The following is a 23,786-nucleotide window of genomic DNA, read 5'->3' as shown; positions in this document are numbered from 1 at the left end:
ACCGAGGCAGCGAACGACCAAGCAATGACTTGTCGCATGCACATTGAAGACCTGAGCTTCTTCTACAACAAGAATCTACCAGCGTCTTTAAAGAACATCACCATGCCGATTTACAACAATAAGGTAACGGCGCTTATCGGCCCGTCAGGTTGTGGTAAATCAACGCTATTGAGAACCATGAATCGTATTTACGATTTGTACCGCACTCAATATGCAGAAGGCGATATCTTGCTTGATGATGAAAGTATTCTGGGTTCGATTGACCTCAATGAACTGCGTTCAAAGGTTGGGATGGTTTTCCAAAAGCCAACGCCGTTCCCGATGTCTATCTACGACAACATGGCCTTTGGCCTAAAACTCAAAGGTGGCTTCAGCAAGGACGAAATCGATACTCAAATCGAGAAGGCGCTTAAGCGTGCGCACCTATGGGAAGAAGTGAAAGACAAGATGAATGCGGATGCGATGGGTTTATCCGGTGGACAACAGCAACGTCTGTGTATCGCGCGTACCATCGCCCTGCAGCCTGAAGTTATCCTAATGGATGAGCCGACGTCGGCACTCGATCCAATTGCGACAGCAGCGATTGAGGAGTTGATTACCGAGCTTCGTGAGAAGTACACCATCGTTATCGTGACTCATAACATGCAACAAGCGATGCGTATCTCTGACCACACAGGCTTCATGTATCTTGGTGAGTTGATTGAGTTTGGTGAAACCGAGCAGATATTCAAAGCGCCGAAACACGACCGTACCCAGCGTTATATTTCGGGTGATTTCGGCTAACAGATCTTATTACTTAATAGACTGATCTAACGACTGAAAACAAAAAGAGCTCCTCATACGGGAGCTCTTTCTTTTCTGTAACTAGAAACTAGAAACTAGAAACTAGAAACTAGAAACTAATAAATCTAACGACCTGAATAATACATACAGATTCGAACACCATCGAACTCACGAATCTCAAAAGGGATCTCGTAGATCGATTCCATCACTGATTTTTCAACCACTTCCGACACCTTACCCGACTTAACCACTCGGCCTTTTTTCATCGCGACAATGTTATCTGAGTAACAAGAAGCAAAGTTGATGTCGTGAATTACAATAACGACCGCTTTATTAAACTCATGGGCTAAACGACGAAGCGTCTGCATGATCTCCACAGAGTGCTTAATATCTAGATTGTTCAGTGGCTCATCCAAGAACACATAATCAGTATCTTGCGCCACAACCATTGCGATGAACGCCATTTGGCGCTGACCGCCACTGAGCTCATCAAGGTATTTGTTTTGAATATCAGTAATACCAAGGTGCTCTAGCGCAGTATCAACGATCTTATGATCTTCGTCTTTTAAGCGACCTTGAGAATGCGGGAAACGACCAAAACAAACCAACTCACGAATCGTAAAGCGCATGTTGATGTTGTTCGACTGTCTTAACACCGCAAGATGCTTGGCCAGTTCTTTGGTATCCCATTCAGCCAGTAGCTTGTCGCCAATAATCACTTCACCGGCATCACTCTCGGTTAAGCGACTAGCCATTGATAGCAGTGTACTTTTACCCGCACCATTTGGGCCAATAATAGAAGTTACTTCACCTTTCGGGAACATAGCACTGGCATCATCCACCACGAGTGATTTGCCATACTTCTTACTTAAACCTGTTAATTTAATCACTACTTACTACCTTTACTGAATTCTGGTGCGTAACAACAAGAACATAAAATACAAACCGCCGACCAAGTTAATGATCACACTCACTGTGGTTTCAAATGACATCACTTTTTCGATGAACCATTGGCCAGAAACGAGCAATACTACGGCTAACAAGCTGCTAGCGATGATAAGAGTACGGTGCTGATAAGAGCTGAATATCTGACGAGCTAAACTCACTGTAATTAAGCCGAAGAAAAGCACTGGGCCAACCAAAGCCGTAGAAACTGCCACCATCACCGACACAATCACTAAAGTAATTTGAGTCAGTCGCTTGGTGTTCACACCCAAGCTTGTCGCGTTATCGACGCCAAGCCAAAGCACATCAAGTTTAGGAGCCAACAACCATAGTCCAAGTAAGCTCAAACCCAGTGGAATAAGGCTGAGATAAACTAGCTCACCTTTCACGTTGTTGAAGCTCGCGAACATCACATTCTGCAGCACCGCGAACTCGTTAGGGTCAATCAACATCGCCAAGAAGTTAGACAAACTTGAGAACACGCTGCCACACACGATACCAATCAGCAGCAGCGTGAATACGTTGTTTCGTTTGCTCTTAAAGTAGAAATGGAACAAAGCAAAGGAGAACAAGATCATCACAGACACAGACATCGAAAAGTTTGCGATTGAATCAATCACCCAGAAACTCGTACTGCCAAACACAAACAAAAGCACCGTTTGAACCAACATGTACAAACTGTCAAAACCCAAGATGGATGGGGTTAGAATTCGATTATTAGTAATAGTTTGGAAAACCAATGACGACGCAGAGATCGCCACAGCAGCCAACACAATCGACAACAGTTTTGGTAGTCGTAAAGACAGGAAGAACTCGTAGTTATCCCACGTCAGCCCCTGCCCGATAAACAACGCCATCATGCCCAAAGACGCGATAGCCAGAATCGCAATTTTTACTGAATCACGCATTCGACTTATCTCTCATGATTAGGTAGATAAAAATCAAGCCACCAAAGATGCTGATTACCATCGAGATTGGGATCTCATAAGGGAAGATGACGATTCGAGCTAACAAATCACAAGCCAATACCAAGATCACGCCCCAGTAAGCTGTCCAAGGCAGAATCTTCTTCATGTTATCGCCCATCATCAGCGACACGATATTCGGCACGATAAGGCCAAGGAATGGGATAACACCGACAATCATCACGACAGAAGAGGCACAGATAGCCACAAGAGCAACGCCAATGAAGACGATCTTCTGGTAATTCAAGCCGATGTTTTTCGCGAAGCTCTCACCAATGCTCGCCGCACTGAACTGGCTCGCAAAGTAGTAAGCCAACACACAAGCAGGAACCGCGAGATAAAGGATTTCGTAGCTGCCCTGCAACACGCTCGCAAAATTCGCCATCGTCCATGCCGACATGGTTTGTACTAAGTCGTGTTTATAGGCAATAAATGTCGTCAGTGCGGAAACCACGTTGCCGTACATGATGCCAATCAAAGGCACCAAAACTGCATTCTTAAACTTGAGGTGCTGTAGGAAGCGAACCAATAGCATTGTGCCAAATACTGCAAACGCGAAGATAAAGCCTAAGTAGCTCCATTGCGCGGCGTTACCCAGCACTAGAATACCGACGATGTAACCCAACATGGCACAATCAATGGTGCCCATCGTTGAAGGCGCGGCAAACTTGTTCTGTACGATCTGCTGCATGATCAAGCCAGACACACTCAATCCCGCACCAGCAAGCACAATAGCGAACAGTCGAGGAATTCGACTAACAATATAAATAGAGTTGGCGTGTTGGTTGCCATTGAAGAAGTCACTAAAACTGATTTCAGCGACCCCAATCATCAATGACGCAATGCATAACACAACAAGAAATACAGCAGCTGCAATGGGTTTCAACATAGAAATAATACTAAAGGTAGGTCTCTTGGAGTCCGTATGAAAAGTGAAAAAGGGCTTATAAGAACACTCTTATAAGCCCGAAAATCTGATTATTGGTTACTATTGAATCGTACGTTCAATGTCACCCAGCATTCTGTGAATCGCTGTCACACCGCCACCAGCCAAATACCAAGCACTTGAATCAAGGTAAACGATGTTGCCTTGCTGCGCTGCTGGTGTTGCTGCTACCAATGGGTTATCAAACAGTTGTGGTGCACGACCTTCTGACTTACCAATCGCTTTCTCGCGGTCTAGGATGTAAAGCACTTCAGGCTTTGCATCTGCAATGTATTCGAAAGAGATAAGGTTACCGTGCGTACCTTTGATTGGCGCTACTTTTGCACTCTTTGATTCAACATAACCAAAGTCGTCAAAGATGATTGAGAAGCGGCTGCCTTTATTGAACATCGCAATGTTGTTGCCGTTGTTCATCAGCATCATTGCTGTAGTTTCGCCAGAGGTTACTTTGTCGTTTACCGCTGCGATAGAATCTTGAGTCTCTGTGATGATCGCTTCAACTTCAGCCTGCTTATCAAATAGCTGACCTAGTGCGCGCCAGTTTTGTTGAGCATCAGCCCAGTACTTGTCGCCCTCAATAGAGAACATGATCGTTGGGGCGATTTGTGCCAGCTTGTCGTAAACCTTAAGCATACGGTTTTCCGCGATGATCACATCAGGCTTCAACATGTAGATAGCTTCAAAATCAGGTTCGCTCAATGAACCAGTATTCGCCGTCGTTTCTTTGTATGACGTAAGGTAGTCAGGCATTAGGCTGTGAGGCGCGCCTACTGGTTTCACGCCAATTTTATCCAACACATCCAAGCTACCAAAGCCAAGAACTACCACTCGTTGTGGTACTTCATCAAACTGCGCTGTGCCCTTTACGTGCTCAATAGTGATGGTTTCCGCTTGAGCGGTCATCATCAAAGACGATCCAAGAACGATGGCAAGTCCGCTCAATAACTGGCGAACTGAATTAATAGTTTTCTTCATGTTTCTTCCTTTGCCATTGAGATAAACCACCACTCATGACAATAAAAGTCACACTACTCATAGATGAGCATGGGGAGTACACAACTGCTAAATAACGATAATTTAAAGTTTGCCATTGAATTGACAACAAACTTGTAACGCAAGTGATAATTATTATCAATTATATTTGCGATAAAATTGAGGCACAACTACTTTGTTATTCAGAAACGTAAAAGTGGGTATTCATATTTTGCTAGGTCATGTTCTAAGCATGAGCATATAGCCAAGGAAGAGAAACAAGAAGGTAGGTCAAGAAGGAACAAATCGTAGAAAGTTGAAGGAAATTGTAGAGCACTGAATGGAATTATAGAGAGTTAAACAGCCATGGATCACGACGTTCTTTGCGTGAACCATAAAACCAAATCGAGCGAAGTTAAAGATACAAGTTAATATAAATCAACAGGATGAAGAAGGATTCATATCTATTTCAACATACTAGAATGCACTTCTTTACCACGACGAGTCAGAGAGTAAATACGGTTCTCCCCTTTCTTCACCAACCCACTGTTCACTAACTGTCTTAGATGGAAGTTGAACTTGGTATGATCTTCAATCCCCACCACGCGGCATAAATCCATGAACTTGAGTTTCTGATGAATACTCAAATGATTCAACACAGCGCGGCGAATAGGATTCGCTAACGCACTAAAGACTTGATCGTTGCTGCGCTCTTCGACGGGAGTCTGTGGCGATCGTTCGGCATAAACACGCTTCAGCGTTACCGACAAAGCCGCCAGATTAAAGGGCTTGGTTAAGAATTCGTCCGCCCCTTTTTTCATGGCATCAACCGCAACGTCGACCGTTGCAAACGCTGTGGTAATCACAATCCCGATATTAGGCTGTAATCGGCGTAAGTTAGACAGAGCTTCAACCCCTGTCATGCCGCCCATCACCACATCAAACAAGGCAAGATCAAACGCCTCCTCCCCTGCTGCATCCAGCGCGTCTTCTGCATTATCAAACGCGAGAACGTCGAACTCTTCGAGTGTTAGCGCTTCGACCAACACTTCTCTTAATTGCTCATCATCTTCTGCAAGCAATAGCTTTAATTTCATTGGGTTACCTTAGGTAGTTTGAGTCGAACCATCAGTCCATTCTCGAGGTTGTGCAGGGTCAGGTCACCATGATGCTGCATCATGATCTGTCGGCAGATAGCCAGCCCCATTCCTGTCCCCTTGCCTACTGGTTTAGTGGTAAAGAAAGGTTGCATCACTTTGTCGATAACATCTTCTGGAATTGAAGGCCCACGGTTAGTGAGCTCCATGATCACGTTAGATCCTAATGGATACGCAGAAATAGAAATGTGCTTGTTAAGCTCACTCGCATCGGCAGCATTCACCAATATATTCACGAGCACTTCTTCTAAGTGAATCGCATCTCCGTAGACACGTAATTTACTGTCGATATCCAATTCAATATCGAAGTCTGATAATCGGTATTCCACCAGTGAAAGTGCCGACTGACACAAGCCTTGCACAGTAACGAGGTTGAATGACACCTTTCGGTGATGGGCGTAATTCAGCACCTCTTGGCTTATATGGGCTGCACGCTCGATTCCATTGCGGATTCTTACTAATTGCCTAGTCGCATTCTCATCATCAGGCAGTCTTTTTTCCAACAAATCACAACTCATCAATGCGCTGCTGAGTGGTGTTTTGACTTCATGAGCAACCGCTGAGGTCAGCTCGCCTAATTCCTTCAACTTTTCGTCTTGGAACGAGCGGTGCACCATAGCTTCAATTTGAAGTTCTCTTTCTCTATCGAATACCCGTAGTGCTTTCCACAAGAAATGCAGTATCGCCAATGCACACAAGGTTCTTAGGAAAATCACCCAGATACCGTAGTCAGAACTTAAAACGCCCGAAGTCATGCCGTATAAGATAAGCGCAGCCCCTGTATAAACAAAGGGAGACGCAGCTTGATGTTCGACATCATAAAATTGCTTGCCGTAAACGATCATGGTTATGCCCGCTAACAAACCAGAGCCCAAACCAAACAGCAATCTAACGTGATCACTACTAATGGCAATGTAAGTCTGAAATGATTGATCATCATAACGATCAACTAAGCTAAAAATGAAGATGATCAGCAGAGAAATAATCCCGACTCTTGCCCATCGGATCCAGCGCCACTCGATGATATCAAACATCTTCCAACCAAAAGCACCAAGCGCTAGGTAAGAGAACCAAAGTTTGAAAACTTTAAATACTTCAATATGTTGAGATTTATCCAACGAGTCAGAATGTAACAGCAAATAAAGCTCAGACCATTCATGAATACCGTGAACAAAGCCAAAGATAGCGAGGATAGGAAGAAGTTTGGAGATACTGATCTGGCTGTTTTTATAGTTTCTAAAGACGACAGAAAAACCAATGGCAAAGAAAGCCAAACCATAGATCAGATAAAGGGTAAATACGACTAATATGTCCATAGGTTGTAAGTGTAAACAAAGCTCACTAGCCCTGCAATCACAACACTTGGCCCAATAGTTACGATTTGTAATTTACAATGTAAAGATGATATATAACAGCCACTTAAATTAGGCAATTAATAATAAAAACACGAAAATGTGTAGAACAAGTGATGAGGTCAACAAACATCATCAATAACACGCTTAACGAAGGAGTCACCGCCCCACCAATACGCTCAGTAAATCCTCAACAAACGCTGATAAATCATTCGTGTTTATTTTGAAAATAAATTTAAAATAGGGTTGTAATTTAAAAAACTAGGCGTATAGTTCGCCACCTGGCTCTAATCTATAGAGCTGTTAATGCTAAAGTAAGTCCAAGTTCCACAAAGACAGTTCTCGATTCCTCGTTACACCATCTCTGCGTCAGCTTTCACCCAGATAGTCATTCAATAGCTTTTAAATCAGATCCCACTACCGTTCTATTCGTCATTTGCTTTCTTTTTAGCGAATTCAAAATAGATCGATCACTTAAATATAAATGTAATAAACACAAGGCACAGTTATGTCACGCAGAACAACACGACAAACCCATTGGTACCAACTATCACGCGAAAAAACAGTCAATAAACTAAAAGGTAATAAATGCTCAAGATTAAAATAGACTTACACAAAGAAGAACTTTCATGGGTCACCGAGATTCGACAGCTCAATAGCGATATACTCCACCGCCACATATTGCCCAAGCTACAACATCACAGTTATCTCATCGACTTTGAATTTAATGAACGAGACAGCATCGGAACTATCGTTTCAGGCAACGGAAACACCCTAGGACATTTCACACTCCTATAGCATTTCCCCAAGGCTACAGAAAGAAACACAGCTTAGTCCCAAAGATGTCAAAGATGTCACCCTCAATTCGCTCTAGCAGAACAAAATAGAGTAGAAGTAAAACAGATCAGAAACCTAGCCCTTTTTGCATTTCACACGCGGCTAACGCTAGCTAGGTTATCGTACTTCTACTGAAACCAACTTATATCGAACTCTGAATCACCAATGCGTCATTATCAGTGCATTCATGGACTAATAAGTTAACGGCATCGACCTTAACTTCTGATCCAAAGTATATAAGTGTTCTGCAGCTTGCATGTGTTGAGGGTAATCACTGAACTTCTCACGATTTTCCTCATTCATCTTACATGTCTCATCCACCAGCATTAACTTCCAATACAGCTTTGTTGTATGCAGCATTGCCAGTAAAGGCTTGAACACCTCTTTCTCATAAGCTTGAATCAACTCTTCAATCAATTCATCACGCTCGTCTTCACTTGCGATTGAACCATTGGTTGCCGACAACACTTTTTGATATTTCAGATTGAGTTGCAGCTTATCCATTACCGTTTGGTTATCTTCCGCCAGTTCGATAAGCTTTGACCTTAATGATGCTCAACCAATTCGCTTGGCTAAGAACCCCATCATCAACACTCTTAATATCTTCACGAATTTGACGCTCAACGTCTTTTTGAGCTTTTTTTAAAACGCCACGCACCTTTTGAAAAGGCAGCTGAAATTCCTTACTTAGCTCGATAATCAGTTTGTGAAAACCACCATTTGGAAGGTGTAAGTTTTCCTTAAACGTAGCCATTGCAGCTTCTTGCTGATCGGTAAGGTTGCTCATTCTGTTTCCTATTCTTAATAACTCACGGTGCTGAGTCCTTGATCATACCACTATTAACCGTGATTTCTCCGTAACTTCATGAGTTACACCTAGCGATATACTCAAATTATCTCAAGGCCTTCTCTTTCGGCTAACTTTTAATCCATATGGCATTAAATGGTAAGTCTCTCTTGGTGAATATTCGTACATTAGTTGCACAGGGTATACAGCCAGACAGGAGTCATGACTTACATATGAAAGATAACCGTGAGAATTGAGAGAACAATATGACCTATTCAGAATACAAAGAATCCGATTTACATAAATGCATGAGCATTGCAGCAGAAGCAATGGTTTCAATCGCCAAGTTTGCTTTTAAAGCCACCACCCTTTTATTCCGATTTTTCCGCTGGTTTGCAGTAAAGACTTATAGCTATGTTATGAAGTAGCCGTTGTGGTTAACACGACACTCCCTTGCAAAACATTAAGCGCGCCCTTTTAGGTCGCGCTTTTTTATGCCCAGATGTTTATAACTCGATTTTTTAGATCGAGCTTTTGATAACTAACACTTTATACCGAAAATCCGATGACATTTTATATCGCCGATGGCGTTAAATGGTAAAACTGACCATCGAATAAAAACCATACTACACCTGTTCCAACAAAACAGACTTCTAACTTATACAGGTACTAAAATGAAAAAGATTGCACTTAAAATTGTAGGACTAACGGTTTTGGCTTCTGCGCTAACTGGTTGTATCGGCAGTAACGCCGTAACAGGGAAAGTGATGAAATTTAACGTTGAAGTTGTCGATAACCGCTATGCTCGTGCAGGTGTAAACTTCTTATTAGCGCCTGTATACGGTATTACAACCGCAGCCGACTACGTGGTATTCAACTCGCTTGAATTCTGGACGGGTAAAAACCCAATCAGTGGCGCGCCACACGTATTCGATACGAAGACAGACACACACTTCAAAGTGAATGACGAACTGGATTCGAGCCTGAAAGAGGCGCCTGTCGGACCAATCTCAAACAACCGTACTATCGAGACTGGTGAGATGATTAAGATCGACGAAAACACTATCCAAATGGATATCGTCTACACCAGTGGTGAAACCGCAACGCTAACTGGTATCAAAGAAGGTCAGAACGTAACTTACTACATGGACGGTCAGTTAGTCTCTCAAACGACTATCGCTGAGCTAGAGAAGATTCAAGGCACTGAGGCTTAAGATTCGTAGCTCGCACTGAATTCAAAGTCAAAGCTACGTTTGACTTTGAACAGCGTAAAACAAAGAAGCCCAGCAATTGCTGGGCTTCTTTGTATGTACTCTACTATTTGTAAATGCTCTATTGGGAGTGAGATTGAGCAAGCCGAATACTCACCAAACTCGCAACCATAATCGCTAAATAGAAACTACCGATGATGGATTCCATAAACACAAAGAACTGAGCAATAGGCAACGTCGGTGAAATGTCTCCATAGCCAACAGTGGTCAAAGTAATGAAACTGAAGTACATCGCATTGAACAAGTTCGTTAGCCAGAACTGCTCTTCTAAGCCATTAAACGCATTTGGAAAGATTTCCAAAATCAGCAAATAGATGGTCGACCAAGCGAATCCCAACAACAAGTAAATACAGATAGAGCCAATAATATGATTGGGTGTCACCGTTGTCGCTTTCATCACCTGCTTTAACGCCGAGTAAATGTGTGAAAACAAAAACATAGCCAAAGCAGACAGTGTCACTATCGACAGGTTATAGCCTTCCAAAAACGAAAACACACCGGACACCGTTGCTGTTATCAGCAATATTCCATACCAAGAGCGATACAAGGCTCGCTCTTTATGAATACCAACAATTGAGCTCGCTAGAGTAATGATGATGAGGAACAGTATCGTTTTCTGGCCTTGTGGATAAAACTGCTGCATCACCGCGCAACCAAAAAACAACACTAACAGTGCATAGAATAAGAAGTAGAAGTTGTCGTCTTTAGAGACTGGCTTCATCTATTTTTCCTCGGCCTCTGCTGGTTTTTTCTCAGTTTCTTCTTGGTTTTTATCTTCAAGTCCAAGCCACGCCATCATCAGCTCGTAGGTCAAACTCAGAATCACAGCACCAACAAACAAACCAACAATGCCTGACATCGCCATTCCGCCCAGCGCACCCAACAAAATAACCAGCATTGGAATATGAGAACCACGGCTTAGTAGTACAGGTTTCAAGATAGCGTCACTGCCACTCACCAAAATACACCACACCAAGAACAAGCTCGCCGCCAATGTCGATTCAACGCTGAACATGTAAATGATTGCAGGTAGCAGAGCAAGAATCGGCGGCAGTTGGATGATTGCAATGAGCAACACAGCCAGCGCCCAAAACGCAGCAGCAGGAACGCCTGCAATCACCAAACCAATTGCCGACATCATGGATTGAATCACAGCCACACCAATAACACCTTGCACAACACTGCGCACGGTCGATTTAGAAAGCTGTACCAGTTCTTCACCTTTGCCGTCTGTTAAACGCGCCACTAAGTGAGTCATACCCGTTTGGCATTTATCGGCATTACTCATAAACGCACCAGCAATGATGGTCGAGATAATAAATTGAATGAAACCACCACCCAATGAACCTAAAATCGATGCGGCTTTGCTCGCGAATATCTTGAGTTCTTCAGCATACTTAATGAACACGCTTTCTATATTGGACGAAGCATGCACCAAGGCCGCATAAACTTTCTCGCCGACTAACGGGATGTCTTGTAAAGATTCTTTCGGCTTAGGTAGGGTTAAGGTTCCATCTTGCACACCGGTCATCAGGTCTGAAGCACTGGTGTAGATACCAGAAGAGAGAGCAACCAATGGAATCAGTAGCAACAACACGCCAATAAAACTCAGTAATGCACTGGCTTTGCCTTTCGACATCCCGGTTTTATTTGAAATCGCCACCGCAACTGGGTACAGCGCAGTCGCAATAATTGCACCCCACACCACCAACAGAATGAACGGGCGTAGAATTGAAAAACACCAATAGACGAGCATGGCAATGGCTGCAATTTTAATTGCAGCATCAATCGCCTGTTTTGAAAAATCATCGGTTAACTTCATGAGACGTCCTTGTAGGGCAAAATTAAGGCTGATTCTGTAAGAACTTCCAATTCCTAGTTTCAAGGAAGAGAGAAGCCAAAATCATATAGATTCCAATTAGCAATAACTGGAATATGCGAATGAATGTGTTGCTATCAATATCGCCAGAACTCATCAATGTGCTGCCCACAAGTACCAATAAGGTGCTAAATGCAGTGGCAAAAATGGGTGCTTTTTCTGGAACGGTATAAATCTTTGTGGCCATAAAAATAGCGACAAGGCCTATAAATAAAGAATAGAAGACAATATTGGGAACAATAGAAAGGATTGAAAAAGCAGCAATCGCTAACAAGCCTCCAATACCATTGCTGATCACGAGAAAAGCGCTCAGTTTCACGGATTTTTCTGAGGTGATCATTAACGACAGCAAAGCAATAAACATCATGGTCAGTAGTGCTTCAGATATCTGAAAGATAAAGAAAAAGCACACCACGGGATAAGAGATGATCATTGCGCGAAAAGCCGCGTACCAACGTTGTTTCTTTTCTAGCGGTGCTGCAGCGAAGCCTGAAAACTTCGATTTTGGCTCTGGAAAAAAGATATGCACCAGTGCAAAAATCATCACTGAAACAACACCAGAAGTCGCCAAACCGGATGCCAACAGCACGGACATCCCAGGGTTTGAGATAGCCATGAAAGGCAGCATCAACACGGCAATCAATAGAATGGTTGCAAACAAATTCCACTTGGGGTCAACGAATAAGTAGTAACCCCAAAGCATCATTAACCCAACCAAAATCAACAAAGGAGCTGGGTAATGTGTGATACCTCGAGACAGTAACAAACCTAGCCCCATGGTCACCACTACCGCCAGCAATAGCTCATAAACGGTTTCTTTATGCAGATCTGGCTTATCGATTAAAAACTTGGCAGTAAACACAGGAGCCACAAACGCCAATGGCCAATTGATCCACGCCGCCAAAAATACAGCCAACGTGACCCCCACGGTATACCGCAGGATCCGTTGCTGTGTTTGTTGGTCGAGTATGGGCTTATCGGACATAAGACAATACGCTAATAAATCGAATCCAAAGCTTGCCTATCGCATTGAAAACAAAGTTATCGCCGCTATAAACAATCACATCCGCTTGACCACCAACTCTCAACATACCTTTCATATCATCACGTTCAAATTCAATCATGATAGGAAGCATCTGAGTTTGACGTAACCAACCTGTTTGTTGGCTCGCTTGTGCCAGTTTACCCGCTTGATCATTTTGTCCCCAGTCAACACCCCAATCGATACTGCTGACTCGGCCTTTAACGATTTTACCCGGTGCAAAATCCAAAGCCACTTCCACTTCATCACCCACGGTGACGTTACCTAAGCTGTTTTCACGATAGTACGCTTCAATCCAAATATCTTCGGTTGAAACAAACGTCATAATCGCTTGCCCTGATGATGCGTAAAAGCCTTCCGATAAGCTAAAGTTAGACACGCCACCTTGGGTTGGCGCTTTGATAACGGTGCGTTCAAGGTTAAGTTGCGCTTGTTCAAGTGCCAGCAATGCCGCTTTCACTTGGCTGTTTTCTTGTCCCTCTTTACCCATTTGTTGCTTCGCACCTTCAAGATCAGCCTCTGCGTTAACAACAGCCGCTCGAGAAGTCGCCAACGATGCTCGCGCTTTATCGGCATCCGATTTAGAAACGACACCTTTATCAGCCATCTCTAAAACACGCTTGGCTTGCAGCTTGGTGTTTTGTCTTTCCACAATGGCAGAAGTGAGTTTCGCTTGTGCTGAAGCAATACTCGCCGTTTGAGCGCCGACATTTTGCCCTGCAATTTCGAGGTTTTGCTCGGCTTGTTGTACGGCAATTCGGTAATCGGACTCATCCAGAATCGCGAGCGTATCGCCTTGATTAACCAACTGATTGGGTTGAACCAGAATATCCAATACTTTGCCTGACACTTCCGGTTTAATGGGAACAATGTAGCCTTTTACACGCGCGTTATCCGTAATGGGAATGATGCGATCGGCGATAACACTGAACAAAAGCATGAATGCAACAAAGAAAAGAAGGTAGTTGGTGACCTTCCTCACTTTGTCTTTACCGTTTTCTGGTTGAGTAACTTCTTCACTGTCGTCTTGCTTGTTCCCTGTGACTTCTGACATGGGACTCCCTTCTAAATAACTAACATCAACAAAATTAATACCTTAAAAATAAACCCGACCATGGAAAACTCAAGTAAATAGGGTTAGATTTACTAAACAAAGCGTCGCAAATGATATGCACGTCCAATAATGCAACGATGAACAAGGATTGTTTGCTCATGGCCCCTAGCCCTTACCAAGTCCCTGTAATACAAACCAGCTATGCCAAGATCTTAGTTCAAATCTTCACGGACTATGGGCTCAACTTGCATGAATTGCTCAAAGACTCCGGCTTACCACCTGATCTTATCGAGTCGGAAAGTGACTTTGTGCCGTCAGAATCCATTAAACGACTGATTTATCTAACGTCTGCACAACTTGGTGTCTCTCGATTCACCGATGTACTCGCCCTCGCCTTTAAACGTCGAATCATCCCACACGTCTTGCATCAATTTACCGAGTTTGAAACCATTGGCGATTCGTTAAAGCACATCAATACAATTTTTGCTTATGACTCCCCAGGCAGCAGAGTGGATTTCGTTCAAGAACATGGTCAAAGCTGGTTTTGTCGCACTGCACCTTACGAAGAATCTCCGATGTTTCAATGGGGTGAAGCCTTTGCCATCATCTATATTATTGAATTAATAACCATTTTATCTCAGTCACCTTGGCAACCGTCCAAAGTTCGCTTGCAAGGGCATAACGTCGACATCATCAAGACTCTTGTGCCAAGTCACTGCCAAATGTTTGTCGACCAGAATTCGACTTCAGTGCTTATTCCTGAAGAAGTATTACAACTGCCTATTCGCCTTACGCCAAAAGACCTCAGCGCAAAACCTGCGATTATTGAATGGCACACCAGTTTTACGGACAGTGTCTACGAGTTGCTCAAGCCCTATATGAAAGAACAAGACCTCTCACTTGAAGAAGCGGCTGAGCTGCTTAACTTTTCAGTGAGAACCTTTCAACGCAAACTCAAAGGCGAAAATACTACCTATCGGAAAATCAAAGAAAACCTGATGTTTTCTGTAGCCTGTGAGCTGATGGAAGAAGGTCACACACTGACTTACATCTCTAGCCAACTGGGTTACACCAACATCTCGCATTTCTCCCGCGCCTTTAAGCGAGTGTCCGGCCTTACGCCGAAGATTTACCAACGTTCAATTTCGGCTTAGACATCGTTAAGTTCGTTAGTTAAATAGATTACCCAAGCACAATCGGTGTTGTTGGGATGCCTGAACTGGAGCTACACACTCTATTTCGGCCATTGCCTTTGGCACGATACAACGCCTTATCCGCACTGCGGTAGGTCGTTTCAGCTTGCGCTTGTATTTCAGACACACCACTGCTCACCGTGAGATTCAAGGTTGTGCCCTTGGCGATCACTTCTTTCAATCGGTACATGGCCTCAAACGCTTCTGACAAATTGGTTTCTGGCATCAAGATAGCGAACTCTTCGCCCCCGACTCGAGCGACAATGTCGGTATCTCGGCTGTTGTTTCTCAGTAATTCAGCCACCTCTTTAAGGGCAATATCACCTTGGTCATGGCCATGGTTATCATTGACCGCTTTGAAATGATCCAAGTCGATCAAGGCCAAACAAGAATGCGTGTAACCATAGCGCTCGGCGAGGTTTGAATAATGACTGAGATCTTTATCAAAACGGCGGCGGTTCCAGCACCCTGTGAGTGAATCAGTGTCCACCAGCGCTCTTAATCGACGCTCTAATACTTTACGTCGGCTGATGTCGGTAAACGTCACGACATACTTTTCATTGTGTGGCAGTATTTCAGCTAGCTTTTCGACAACCACATTCACGGTAAAGTGTTCGCCAAGTCGGCTAACACCACTCAGCTCCCCTTTCCATCTATGGTTTTGCTTAAGTGACGCGCGAATGGCTGATACCACACCGTTGTTGTTCATAAAACAAAGGTCAGAAATTGGGCGAGATTCGACTTGCTCAAAGGCATAGCCTGAAACTCGAGAAAACTGCTGATTGACTTGTATCACTCTCAATTGGCTATCGAGAATGATAAAACCAGCGACGCCATCAATGATCGCCTCAGACAAGCTGTTCTTGCTTTGAGTCATTTCATGGCGATAAAGGCGTCCGGTAATGAGAGTGCTGATCAAGAACAGCGTACATACAGAAAAAACCATGGCTGCCGTAGAAGCAATGCTCAGCAACCACAAGCTAACGGCCATATTAAGGACAAGTGCAGATACCACGTATAGCGGCACTTTTCGGTCAAAACTTAACTTGTTCATAGTTTGCTCAGGTGATGGGCGGATCGCTATGATGGCTAAGTTTTAACGATGATATTTACCATTTTACGACACATATAAATTCAAATTACATACCTAGCAAGAAGCTCATAAGCTTATGCTAGCCATTGAACAAAAGAATTCAGTTACTTAGCTAGATAAGCAGGTTATTAACAAAGAAAAGCCAGTCATTAAGAAAGAAGAGCTAGTTATTAAGTAAAAACAGTAAGCTGCCACCGCTCAAAGAACTGCCGTAATTGAAGTTGATTCCGACACCGAAGTTATCAAAAAAGTAAGAATCGTAGGGCACATCGAACACCAAACCAGCCCCAAACTCATAGTAATAATGCGTATCTAAAGGGTCTTCCAGATCGCCAGCAATATCGATTCGTCTGAAGTTATAATGAATCTGCGGATTATTTAGGGAAAGTAACGCCCATTTAACGTTTTGTCTGAACTCAACTTCATTGATAAACCGAAACCCTTCTGGGTTACCGATATCACCATCATTCGCTTCACCCCAACCCGTTCCATAGAAATAACGCGCTCTTGAAGAGACATTCCAACTTCCCCACTCCTGTTTCTGAAGGTATTTAACTTTGACTGACGGCTCACCAATCAATGCCCACGCCGAGGTATTCAGCGCGTAACCGTCGAGCTGAGATTGAAACGCTTGAGAGTAACTGTTGTTGTATTCGTATTTGTTGCGGTAATAGAGCAAGTGAGTGCCTAAACCATAAGCGATAGACCAATGTGGGTTTAAGTGGTTTTGAAGCCCCATAAAGCCATACAGGCCCAATACTGAGTCTTGACTGGGGTTTACACGACGATCAGGAGTCACATCTGAAGAGATCTCAATATCTTGTTCAGAGAGCGCGTAAGACACTCGCACAGACCAAATCAAATCTAAGTCAGGATCATCGGTTTTAATCACGGAAGAATAAGGAATGGAGCCGACACTGACTTGGCTTCGAGTGTCGATGGTTTTATCGGAGCCAAAACCACTATCGTTTAAATTGATAAACGAGTTCGGGTCAAAATCGACAAAGCCAATTGAAACGGCATCACTGTCAGTGAGCGCAATGGATGCAGCGAATATTTTCTCCAAACGATTCTGGATCGCTTCATTAGAAGCATAGGCCGAGGAAGAAATTAGGCTTGTTAAAAGTAAAGCAATAGAAGGGGGATATAACGATTGGGGTGAAAGCATTAAGTTGACTCCATTCAAACTTATGCTTCAAGTGTAATTGGTAATTTCACTATTTCAATCAGATAGTTAATAGTGTGGTTGATACCGCTCTCAGTTCCGATTGCAAGAGCGTCGCCAAATTTATGGCTCCCCAAAGTTCTTCCACGTCTTGGATTCTAAAGTGAATAATCATATGTAACTCTGTTTAAATCTTAGGTTAATGTCGAGAACTCATCCGAGAACTCATATTGAATCAATCTTAATTGGGATACTTACCATAATACGCCACTCGCACTTTAAGAGCTGTTTCGCATCCTGAACAATAAGCGTTTGAATATCCTATGTTTATCTCCTAAGTTTTTTATAACCCTTTACTCAGGAAGAAGTAGATGAGCAATATAGAAAAAGTATATGGATTTAATACGCCCCAGCGACTCTTTGTCGGCTACACACTCGCAGTCCTCGTTGATTTAACCGTTCTCAATTTTTTTGATGAATACTGGGACTTCGTTAATATCGAGTCATTCACCATCTCATTTGCTGCCGCGATTTTGCTGCAGCTGTTGCTCAAATTATCTATCGGCTTAGAACATAAACTCGCGGATTACTTCAAGTCGAAGCCCGGCACTGCGCCTAAGATTTACAGAGGCCTGTCGAGCTACGTAATTCTGGTGGGTTCAAAGTTCGTGATGCTAGAAGCGATCAATATCCTATTTGGCGACAAAGTCGATTTCACCGGCCCTTGGAACGGTGTTGTGGCGTTCTTCGCTGTGGTATTCACTATTTTGGTCGCAGAGATTATTGTTTCAAAGATCTACTTCGCACTCGATGACACGCCCAAAGCAGAGAAAGCATAACTGCTTTTCATACACACCAAAGACAAAAAAGTGAGCCACCATGGGCTCACTTTTTTACGTCTAGCTTTTAAGTCTAAACAAGATAATGAATAACGAAATTAGATAAACACTCTCGCTCTAATACCGAATACCCAAGCGCTGCTCTCACTAGAGAACGCAGGATCTTTTATGTACTGGATGTCCGGTGTCACTTGAATGAAGTCGTTGAGCTGCATGTTGTAGTAGATCTCAGCTGTCCATTGTTCTGTGCCGCCACTTATCGCTTTCGCATCAGCCTCAAAAGAATCGCCATTCACTTCTGCCCAGTTCAGCGCAACACCTAGGTTATTCGTCGATTTTCCTAACCCGAAATAGCCCATACCAACGGAAATCGATTTATCGTAAAGGGCAACGTCCCCTTCAGAGAAACCACCACGAACAAACGGCATCACTTGCGGAGTCATGAACTGACTCCATGAGAAATTAACACCCGAGCCACCTTCCGTTGCAAGGCTATTACTATGGCGAGTATCGTCACCAAAGTCCCAGAAAGTCACATGGAAGTTATCGGTATAGATCTGCTCTTGCGAAGCCGTCCAACCTAACTCCAATGTTGTAAAGTAAGACGCATCGCTACCAAAAGCACTGTCAAAGCCATCAAAAATATCATCTGACTGACCATTTGCATCGGCGATACCACCGACGACATAAAAATTCTCGCCTAGCATATGGCCAGCAGAGAGAGCGAGCACACCATCATCTGGCAGCCCCATAGCGCCTGAGCCTGTCGAGAATGCTAAATTCGTAAATCCAGACCAAGGGCTTGCGAGAGCGTAAACATCGGCGTAGTTCGTCACATCCTGCCAACCGACAACGATAGTACCTTTACCATCATTGATTTTTTGCTTCCAGTTTAAGTCCGTAACTCGAAAACCTTGGTCACTGAAAGCTGGTGCTATCAAGCCTACATAACCAATTTGGTCTGAACCTATAAAGCCAAACTCTTTTGGTGAAGTATTGCCATAAGCATGCCTATGTTCGACCTTCCATACCAAGCTACCTGAGTTCTGTGTGCCATTCCCTAGTAGGTGCCATGAGCCGTATAGTCGTGCCACACCCGATGATGCATTAACGCTATCGCCACCAACGCCATCTCCAGAAGTAAGGCCTAAAGCAAAGTAATCCGCACCAAATGTAAAACCATCCGCAGCAAGCTTTTCACGCCAATCCAGTTGCTGATCTTTTTGTTTTGAAATTGTATTTTCAACCGAATCTGGACCTTCGAAATTTGCGCTATACACCGCAGGGCTCATTGAGGTTGCTAGCACCATCATAGCCATACTTACTTTAGATAGTCTTGAATTCATCTTGTCACCAATGCTTTTTGAGTGAGTTCTATTTTATTCATTGCTCACATTGAAAATTGTCATTTGATGACAACCATTAATTTTCTTTCTCGTAATAGTCTTCGATCATCGAAGCTTTCATTTCATAACCCATGGTGAGGTTACTTTTACCATCCACGAGGAAGACTTCTTCGGTCACTTTGTTCGAGCTAAAGTCACCTTCAACCCATACTGGATACTGAACGTTCTGTACCTGAAAGCCTTCAGGGAAAGACACGCGCACAATCTGGTTTGCAGGCGGTGGTGGCATGTGAATACACGCGCCCGCCACTGGCACTAACAGAAACTCGGTTGCGGTCATGCCTTCTGAGAATTCTAAAGGAACGATAAAGCCGGGAACTCGCACTTTCTTACCATCAAATTCTGTCGTGATAGCTTCAGCGTTCGCTTTCATGGTTTTCATGTATTCGTCACGCAGCGCGATCATTTCGTCTGCGTTCACGCCCTGCTCTTTTAGCGTTTTTTTGAATAATAAAGCCTGTTGTTGAGCTTGCTCTTCCTCTGATGCACTCATTGCTATCACACCTTGTAATAGACGCATTTGCTGATCAGTAAGATCTGGCATTTCTAATTTCATTTCGTGAGATTCTGAATTCAGATCTTGCCACTCAATATTCATCGCGGTTTCAGCAAAGCTAGGTAAAGCGACAATAGTCAGTGAAATCATCGATAGGATAAGAGAAAGCGTTTTTTGCATAAGGGACACCTTGAAGAGAGGTGACCTACCGAAGTAGGTCGCCTATTAAAGCTTAGTTTTTAACTGAATAGTCGCGTTGTGTTACAGAGTGTTTTTGTAGACTTTCCCATCTTTCATGATGACTTTGATGGTATCGATTTCAGGGCTACGCGGCTCTGCATCAAACCATTTCTCGTTTGCACCAATCACGGATAAGTCTTCAAGTGGGTTACCTTCGACAATGATGATATCGGCGTATGCACCCGCTTCAATCACACCCAACTTACCGTCTGGATATGGGTCCATCACCCCAGACAACTTAACGATTTCGCCGTTGACCGATGTCATGCCTTTCAATGTGAAGAAGTTGCCTAACTCTTTACCCGCAAGGAAGATCGTATGGTCAGTTTGTTTGATACAAGAAACCACGTCACCAACACAGTCTGTGTGGAAACCCCATTTAGGTTGATACTTGTTTACGTTCGAGATGTAGTCTTTGAACGCTTTGGTTGCAGACTCCGCTTTACGCTTAGACGCAGGGTTCGAGTTAATTGCCTCGATCTGTGTCAGGTAAGGCGAGAACGCGGTCATGTTGGTTGTGATATAAGCATCTTTGTCTTCCATCTTGTCGGCAATATCACCATCGAACATAAAGCCGTGCTCAATCGTTTTAACGCCTGCATCCAAGTTACGCATGATCGCTTTTTTACTGTAGGCATGAGACATCACGTAAGAACCGTAAGCATCAGCAATTTCTACAGCTGCCTCAATCTCTTCAGCAGACATCGCATTCAGTTGCCAAGGGTCAAATGACGAAGCCACACCACCCGACGACATGATCTTAATTTGAGTATTACCTTGCTTGAAGTTTTGGCGAGCAGCGGCTTTGATTTCAGTAATCCCGTCAGCATTAAAGCTCACGCTATTACGAGCCATGTTGGTCGATGAACCAAAGAAGTGTTGGTTCGCCGTGGTTAGATTACTGAAATCGGCGTGTGAACCTGTTGGGCCAATAAACGCGCCTGAAGTGTACAGTCTTGGCCCCGGCAACATGCCTGAGTCGATTGTTTTACGTAGGCCCGTGTTCAAACCACCCGCATCACGCCACGTGGTAAAGCCTGATTGAAACGCAGCGTTAGCGCTCACTGTTGCTCGAGCGGCCAGTTCTTCAATCGTACGGTTGTTTTCGTGGTCACTTAAATTACCGCCATTCATCAGCAAGTGACCATGACCTTCGATTAAACCCGGCATTAACGTTTTGCCAGTGCCATCAATCACTTCCGCTTCGCCAGCGTCAATCGGGCTTGCAGAGATTTGTTTGATAAGATTGTCTTCAACCAAGACATGATGGTCTTCGTACAATTTGTTTTCAGTACCGTTGAAAACATCAACGTTGGTAAATAGCGTTGATGCTGCATTTGCTGAAAGAGCAAATGAACACGAGAGAGCAACAACAGAGAGCTTTAAGCCTGAATTATTCATTTTTACACCTTGATTCCGTTTTGTTAGTGGCGTCCACTTCCCACAACGATTCCGTAACTACTGATGAGTGTTATGAGGTTTCAAAGGTGTTTTTATTGGTCGCAACACTCACGAAAGACAAAATAAAAACAACTTATCCACATTCAATAACTTAGTAGTGATACTGCCAGTCTTCAAGGTTGATAAATGGCCATTTGGTGACAATGAATAATTCTGCGTACGGTCTCCGGTTATCTGTTGGGTGATTTCATTGATAGTTTCGAGCTTTGACTTATCGACTTCAACTGTGTTCTTTGCGGTACTGCCTTGGGGTCATGTTCATCTGGCGCTTAAACGCTCGAGTGAAGTGAGAAGAATCGGAATAGCCCATCTTTGCGCCTACTTGAGTGATCGACAAATCCGACTGCTTGAGCAATTCCAACACCTGTTCCAGCACCATCTCTTCTATCAAAGCTTTGTAGACAACCCCTTCGTTTTCTAATCGGCGTTGAATCGTTCTGACATGAATGTTCAGGATTTCAGATGCCAGGCTGATTGGCAGTTTTCCCATGGTGAGATAAGGTTTAATCACGAGCTTAAAGGCACTCAAAAATGAGCTTGGTAAAGGTGTGGGGAGTTCTGCCGTTTGGGTTACCTTGGGTAAAACAATCGCCTCTAGCATGATCTCTTCAGGGATTTCAAACGCCGTAACTGGCCTATGAGTAAAAAACTGAGCACTGCCCATTTGTGGAAGAGATTGAAAACAGTCGAGGTCGCCACTTTGAATACCGACTTCCGACGGTTTCCAGCGACTTTGCGTTAACACTGAAATCAGCTCGTTGATAAAAATAACCGAGAACAGCTCTGCAAACTTAAACCAAGGCGCATTAGTAAAGGGCTTTTCACGAACAAACCACCACTTGCCACCGGAGTGTTTAGTGTAAAGGTGCGCACCATTCGATACCTGCTTTAACTGTTCAGAAAATTGGTCAAGCGCGCTCTTTAGCGAATCCTGCTTACTCAGTTTAGCGACGAACCTTGGCACATAGGTTTGTTTGCAAAAGCTCCACATAAACAATGAAAACTCTTCTCGTGACGCCGATTCACCCATAATTTTGACCACGTTTTTAATGGTGGTCTCAGGGAGATACTGGTAATGGTCGCTACTGGTGAGAATATCATTAGGAATTTTGGCATTGCGCAGCAAGGTATAGATCTCGCCGTCGATATGTTTGAACAGTTCAGCAAACAGCTCGACTTCTTTCTTATCTACAACCGTCATTTGAGGGGTATTGGACATCCTTTCCTCTTAATCTGTTCTTTCACGAACTCAAGTTATCACCTTATTTAAGATAGCAGAATAAATGACGAGTGACCTAGGCTTACTAACCGAAAACCTCCGCCAAAATGATTTATAAACAATCGGTTAGTAGCCAAACTAGCGTTTACTGACTTGGCAGATTACTGAACGGCCAGATCCGCTCTGCGTACCCAGAATGCTCGAACATGGTCGTAAATCAGGTTGAATACAAACGCGTAAATGGTAATAAAAATGGTCACGCCGATATCCATCAAAAATGCCTGCCAAATACCCACGTTAAGCAAGAAAGCCATCACTGGAATAGTCGCTATCAGCAAACCAGCTTCGAACAACACCACATGAAAAATACGCAATTTCAACGAACGTTTGGATTTTTCACCCGTGAAGTAGCGATCAAAAATGCGGTTGAAACAGTAGTTCCACATCATCGCGATAGTGGCAACAACTATCATTGTTCCTGATAAGGCATTCACATCGTGATCGGTAAATATCGCTAAGCCTATAATGGAAAGCGTTACAGCCAAAACTTCAAATAATACTGAGTGAAACACTCTTTCTAACGTACTCATACATTCCTCTAAATAATCTAGTCTGTGTTGGATTAGCTAGGATTATGTCATCGAAAATAATAAGAGAAAGTTAACAGCCATCACGAATAGTGAT

At 43.6% G+C, this 23,786-nt stretch carries 23 protein-coding genes and 1 pseudogene; 6 read left to right on the top strand and 18 right to left on the bottom strand.

Features of this window, described 5'->3' with window-relative positions:
- The first annotated feature begins 24 nt into the window (after window positions 1-24).
- Entirely contained in the window at window positions 25-783 is a 759-nt protein-coding gene (gene pstB / locus BCT49_RS23595) for a phosphate ABC transporter ATP-binding protein PstB (RefSeq protein WP_372165896.1), read from the top strand.
- A 125-nt stretch (window positions 784-908) separates the two neighbouring features.
- Here pstB and BCT49_RS23590 read toward each other — a convergent pair whose 3' ends face one another.
- The 6 genes from BCT49_RS23590 to BCT49_RS23565 form a co-directional block, all read right to left on the bottom strand.
- Complete coding sequence (locus tag BCT49_RS23590; RefSeq protein ID WP_102438589.1) at window positions 909-1,673, bottom strand: iron ABC transporter ATP-binding protein; 765 nt, start codon at window positions 1,671-1,673, stop codon at window positions 909-911.
- A 12-nt stretch (window positions 1,674-1,685) separates the two neighbouring features.
- Entirely contained in the window at window positions 1,686-2,636 is a 951-nt protein-coding gene (locus BCT49_RS23585) for an iron chelate uptake ABC transporter family permease subunit (protein ID WP_102438587.1), read from the bottom strand.
- Window positions 2,629-3,582, bottom strand: a complete 954-nt coding sequence (locus BCT49_RS23580; RefSeq protein ID WP_102438585.1) for an ABC transporter permease — start codon at window positions 3,580-3,582, stop codon at window positions 2,629-2,631. The genes BCT49_RS23585 and BCT49_RS23580 overlap by 8 nt, the downstream gene beginning before the upstream one ends.
- A 99-nt stretch (window positions 3,583-3,681) precedes the next feature.
- Complete coding sequence (locus BCT49_RS23575; RefSeq protein WP_102438583.1) at window positions 3,682-4,614, bottom strand: siderophore ABC transporter substrate-binding protein; 933 nt, start codon at window positions 4,612-4,614, stop codon at window positions 3,682-3,684.
- A 461-nt stretch (window positions 4,615-5,075) separates the two neighbouring features.
- Window positions 5,076-5,708, bottom strand: coding sequence for a response regulator (locus BCT49_RS23570; RefSeq protein WP_102438581.1), 633 nt, complete (start codon window positions 5,706-5,708; stop codon window positions 5,076-5,078).
- Entirely contained in the window at window positions 5,705-7,084 is a 1,380-nt protein-coding gene (locus tag BCT49_RS23565) for a sensor histidine kinase (RefSeq protein WP_102438579.1), read from the bottom strand. Before BCT49_RS23565 ends, BCT49_RS23570 begins: the two co-directional genes overlap by 4 nt.
- 624 nt (window positions 7,085-7,708) lie before the next feature.
- Here BCT49_RS23565 and BCT49_RS23560 point away from each other — a divergent pair.
- Window positions 7,709-7,918 carry a hypothetical protein gene (locus BCT49_RS23560; RefSeq protein ID WP_102438576.1) on the top strand — a complete coding sequence of 70 codons (210 nt, stop codon included), beginning with the start codon at window positions 7,709-7,711 and terminating at the stop codon, window positions 7,916-7,918.
- Between the two features lie 231 nt (window positions 7,919-8,149).
- Here BCT49_RS23560 and BCT49_RS23555 read toward each other — a convergent pair.
- Window positions 8,150-8,744: pseudogene (locus tag BCT49_RS23555) on the bottom strand (hypothetical protein).
- Window positions 8,745-9,010: 266 nt separating this feature from the next.
- On the opposite strand from BCT49_RS23555, the gene BCT49_RS25955 reads away from it, so the two are divergent.
- Together BCT49_RS25955 and BCT49_RS23550 are read left to right on the top strand one after the other, a co-directional pair.
- The gene (locus BCT49_RS25955) at window positions 9,011-9,172 is read left to right on the top strand and encodes a hypothetical protein (protein ID WP_198592590.1); all 162 of its coding nucleotides are present in this window, start codon (window positions 9,011-9,013) and stop codon (window positions 9,170-9,172) included.
- Window positions 9,173-9,418: 246 nt separating this feature from the next.
- Window positions 9,419-9,958, top strand: coding sequence for a DUF3332 domain-containing protein (locus BCT49_RS23550; RefSeq protein WP_102438574.1), 540 nt, complete (start codon window positions 9,419-9,421; stop codon window positions 9,956-9,958).
- A gap of 118 nt (window positions 9,959-10,076) precedes the next feature.
- Here BCT49_RS23550 and BCT49_RS23545 read toward each other — a convergent pair whose 3' ends face one another.
- The 4 genes from BCT49_RS23545 to BCT49_RS23530 are packed head-to-tail and all read right to left on the bottom strand — an operon-like array spanning window position 10,077 to window position 13,990.
- On the bottom strand, window positions 10,077-10,736 hold the full coding sequence (locus BCT49_RS23545) for a potassium channel family protein (RefSeq protein WP_102438572.1): 660 nt from the start codon (window positions 10,734-10,736) through the stop codon (window positions 10,077-10,079).
- On the bottom strand, window positions 10,737-11,837 hold the full coding sequence (locus BCT49_RS23540) for an AI-2E family transporter (RefSeq protein WP_102438570.1): 1,101 nt from the start codon (window positions 11,835-11,837) through the stop codon (window positions 10,737-10,739). It abuts the gene before it with no gap.
- A 22-nt stretch (window positions 11,838-11,859) separates the two neighbouring features.
- On the bottom strand, window positions 11,860-12,879 hold the full coding sequence (locus BCT49_RS23535) for a DUF2955 domain-containing protein (protein WP_102438568.1): 1,020 nt from the start codon (window positions 12,877-12,879) through the stop codon (window positions 11,860-11,862).
- Entirely contained in the window at window positions 12,869-13,990 is a 1,122-nt protein-coding gene (locus BCT49_RS23530) for an HlyD family secretion protein (RefSeq protein WP_102438566.1), read from the bottom strand. Before BCT49_RS23530 ends, BCT49_RS23535 begins: the two co-directional genes overlap by 11 nt.
- 158 nt (window positions 13,991-14,148) lie before the next feature.
- On the opposite strand from BCT49_RS23530, the gene BCT49_RS23525 reads away from it, so the two are divergent.
- The gene (locus BCT49_RS23525; protein ID WP_102438564.1) at window positions 14,149-15,144 is read left to right on the top strand and encodes a helix-turn-helix domain-containing protein; all 996 of its coding nucleotides are present in this window, start codon (window positions 14,149-14,151) and stop codon (window positions 15,142-15,144) included.
- A gap of 28 nt (window positions 15,145-15,172) precedes the next feature.
- On the opposite strand, the gene BCT49_RS23520 is transcribed toward BCT49_RS23525, so the two are convergent.
- Together BCT49_RS23520 and BCT49_RS23515 are read right to left on the bottom strand one after the other, a co-directional pair.
- Complete coding sequence (locus BCT49_RS23520) at window positions 15,173-16,237, bottom strand: GGDEF domain-containing protein (RefSeq protein WP_102438562.1); 1,065 nt, start codon at window positions 16,235-16,237, stop codon at window positions 15,173-15,175.
- 202 nt (window positions 16,238-16,439) lie between these two features.
- Window positions 16,440-17,444, bottom strand: a complete 1,005-nt coding sequence (locus tag BCT49_RS23515) for a Solitary outer membrane autotransporter beta-barrel domain (protein WP_102438560.1) — start codon at window positions 17,442-17,444, stop codon at window positions 16,440-16,442.
- Between the two features lie 368 nt (window positions 17,445-17,812).
- Here BCT49_RS23515 and BCT49_RS23510 point away from each other — a divergent pair, with 368 nt between their 5' ends.
- Window positions 17,813-18,280, top strand: a complete 468-nt coding sequence (locus tag BCT49_RS23510) for a hypothetical protein (protein ID WP_004731619.1) — start codon at window positions 17,813-17,815, stop codon at window positions 18,278-18,280.
- A gap of 98 nt (window positions 18,281-18,378) precedes the next feature.
- On the opposite strand, the gene BCT49_RS23505 is transcribed toward BCT49_RS23510, so the two are convergent.
- The 5 genes from BCT49_RS23505 to BCT49_RS23485 form a co-directional block, all read right to left on the bottom strand.
- On the bottom strand, window positions 18,379-19,626 hold the full coding sequence (locus BCT49_RS23505; protein ID WP_372165894.1) for a carbohydrate porin: 1,248 nt from the start codon (window positions 19,624-19,626) through the stop codon (window positions 18,379-18,381).
- 76 nt (window positions 19,627-19,702) lie between these two features.
- Window positions 19,703-20,362: a DUF3299 domain-containing protein gene (locus BCT49_RS23500; RefSeq protein ID WP_102438558.1), complete on the bottom strand. Its 660-nt coding sequence runs from the start codon at window positions 20,360-20,362 to the stop codon at window positions 19,703-19,705.
- 81 nt (window positions 20,363-20,443) lie between these two features.
- Window positions 20,444-21,823: a metal-dependent hydrolase family protein gene (locus tag BCT49_RS23495; RefSeq protein WP_102438556.1), complete on the bottom strand. Its 1,380-nt coding sequence runs from the start codon at window positions 21,821-21,823 to the stop codon at window positions 20,444-20,446.
- 280 nt (window positions 21,824-22,103) lie between these two features.
- On the bottom strand, window positions 22,104-23,084 hold the full coding sequence (locus tag BCT49_RS23490) for a helix-turn-helix domain-containing protein (protein WP_102438622.1): 981 nt from the start codon (window positions 23,082-23,084) through the stop codon (window positions 22,104-22,106).
- Window positions 23,085-23,263: 179 nt separating this feature from the next.
- A complete protein-coding gene (locus tag BCT49_RS23485) occupies window positions 23,264-23,692 on the bottom strand; it encodes a PACE efflux transporter (RefSeq protein ID WP_102438554.1) in 429 nt (142 codons plus the stop codon).
- Window positions 23,693-23,786 lie beyond the last annotated feature (94 nt).

This window comes from Vibrio lentus (assembly GCF_002875945.1).
GTDB classification, from domain to species: Bacteria; Pseudomonadota; Gammaproteobacteria; order Enterobacterales; family Vibrionaceae; genus Vibrio; species Vibrio apostichopi.
The sequence above is the reverse complement of the archived record's forward strand: the minus strand, read 5'-3'. Positions and strand labels throughout refer to the sequence as shown.

Coding starts and splice junctions, on each gene's coding strand:
- pstB (WP_372165896.1), top strand. CDS start 25: ATGACTTGTCGCATGCACATTGAAGACCTGAGCTTCTTCTACAACAAG.
- BCT49_RS23585 (WP_102438587.1), bottom strand. CDS start 2,636: ATGCGTGATTCAGTAAAAATTGCGATTCTGGCTATCGCGTCTTTGGGC.
- BCT49_RS23580 (WP_102438585.1), bottom strand. CDS start 3,582: ATGTTGAAACCCATTGCAGCTGCTGTATTTCTTGTTGTGTTATGCATT.
- BCT49_RS23575 (WP_102438583.1), bottom strand. CDS start 4,614: ATGAAGAAAACTATTAATTCAGTTCGCCAGTTATTGAGCGGACTTGCC.
- BCT49_RS23570 (WP_102438581.1), bottom strand. CDS start 5,708: ATGAAATTAAAGCTATTGCTTGCAGAAGATGATGAGCAATTAAGAGAA.
- BCT49_RS23565 (WP_102438579.1), bottom strand. CDS start 7,084: ATGGACATATTAGTCGTATTTACCCTTTATCTGATCTATGGTTTGGCT.
- BCT49_RS23560 (WP_102438576.1), top strand. CDS start 7,709: ATGCTCAAGATTAAAATAGACTTACACAAAGAAGAACTTTCATGGGTC.
- BCT49_RS25955 (WP_198592590.1), top strand. CDS start 9,011: ATGACCTATTCAGAATACAAAGAATCCGATTTACATAAATGCATGAGC.
- BCT49_RS23550 (WP_102438574.1), top strand. CDS start 9,419: ATGAAAAAGATTGCACTTAAAATTGTAGGACTAACGGTTTTGGCTTCT.
- BCT49_RS23545 (WP_102438572.1), bottom strand. CDS start 10,736: ATGAAGCCAGTCTCTAAAGACGACAACTTCTACTTCTTATTCTATGCA.
- BCT49_RS23540 (WP_102438570.1), bottom strand. CDS start 11,837: ATGAAGTTAACCGATGATTTTTCAAAACAGGCGATTGATGCTGCAATT.
- BCT49_RS23535 (WP_102438568.1), bottom strand. CDS start 12,879: ATGTCCGATAAGCCCATACTCGACCAACAAACACAGCAACGGATCCTG.
- BCT49_RS23530 (WP_102438566.1), bottom strand. CDS start 13,990: ATGTCAGAAGTCACAGGGAACAAGCAAGACGACAGTGAAGAAGTTACT.
- BCT49_RS23525 (WP_102438564.1), top strand. CDS start 14,149: ATGGCCCCTAGCCCTTACCAAGTCCCTGTAATACAAACCAGCTATGCC.
- BCT49_RS23520 (WP_102438562.1), bottom strand. CDS start 16,237: ATGAACAAGTTAAGTTTTGACCGAAAAGTGCCGCTATACGTGGTATCT.
- BCT49_RS23515 (WP_102438560.1), bottom strand. CDS start 17,444: ATGCTTTCACCCCAATCGTTATATCCCCCTTCTATTGCTTTACTTTTA.
- BCT49_RS23510 (WP_004731619.1), top strand. CDS start 17,813: ATGAGCAATATAGAAAAAGTATATGGATTTAATACGCCCCAGCGACTC.
- BCT49_RS23505 (WP_372165894.1), bottom strand. CDS start 19,626: ATGAATTCAAGACTATCTAAAGTAAGTATGGCTATGATGGTGCTAGCA.
- BCT49_RS23500 (WP_102438558.1), bottom strand. CDS start 20,362: ATGCAAAAAACGCTTTCTCTTATCCTATCGATGATTTCACTGACTATT.
- BCT49_RS23495 (WP_102438556.1), bottom strand. CDS start 21,823: ATGAATAATTCAGGCTTAAAGCTCTCTGTTGTTGCTCTCTCGTGTTCA.
- BCT49_RS23490 (WP_102438622.1), bottom strand. CDS start 23,084: ATGACGGTTGTAGATAAGAAAGAAGTCGAGCTGTTTGCTGAACTGTTC.
- BCT49_RS23485 (WP_102438554.1), bottom strand. CDS start 23,692: ATGAGTACGTTAGAAAGAGTGTTTCACTCAGTATTATTTGAAGTTTTG.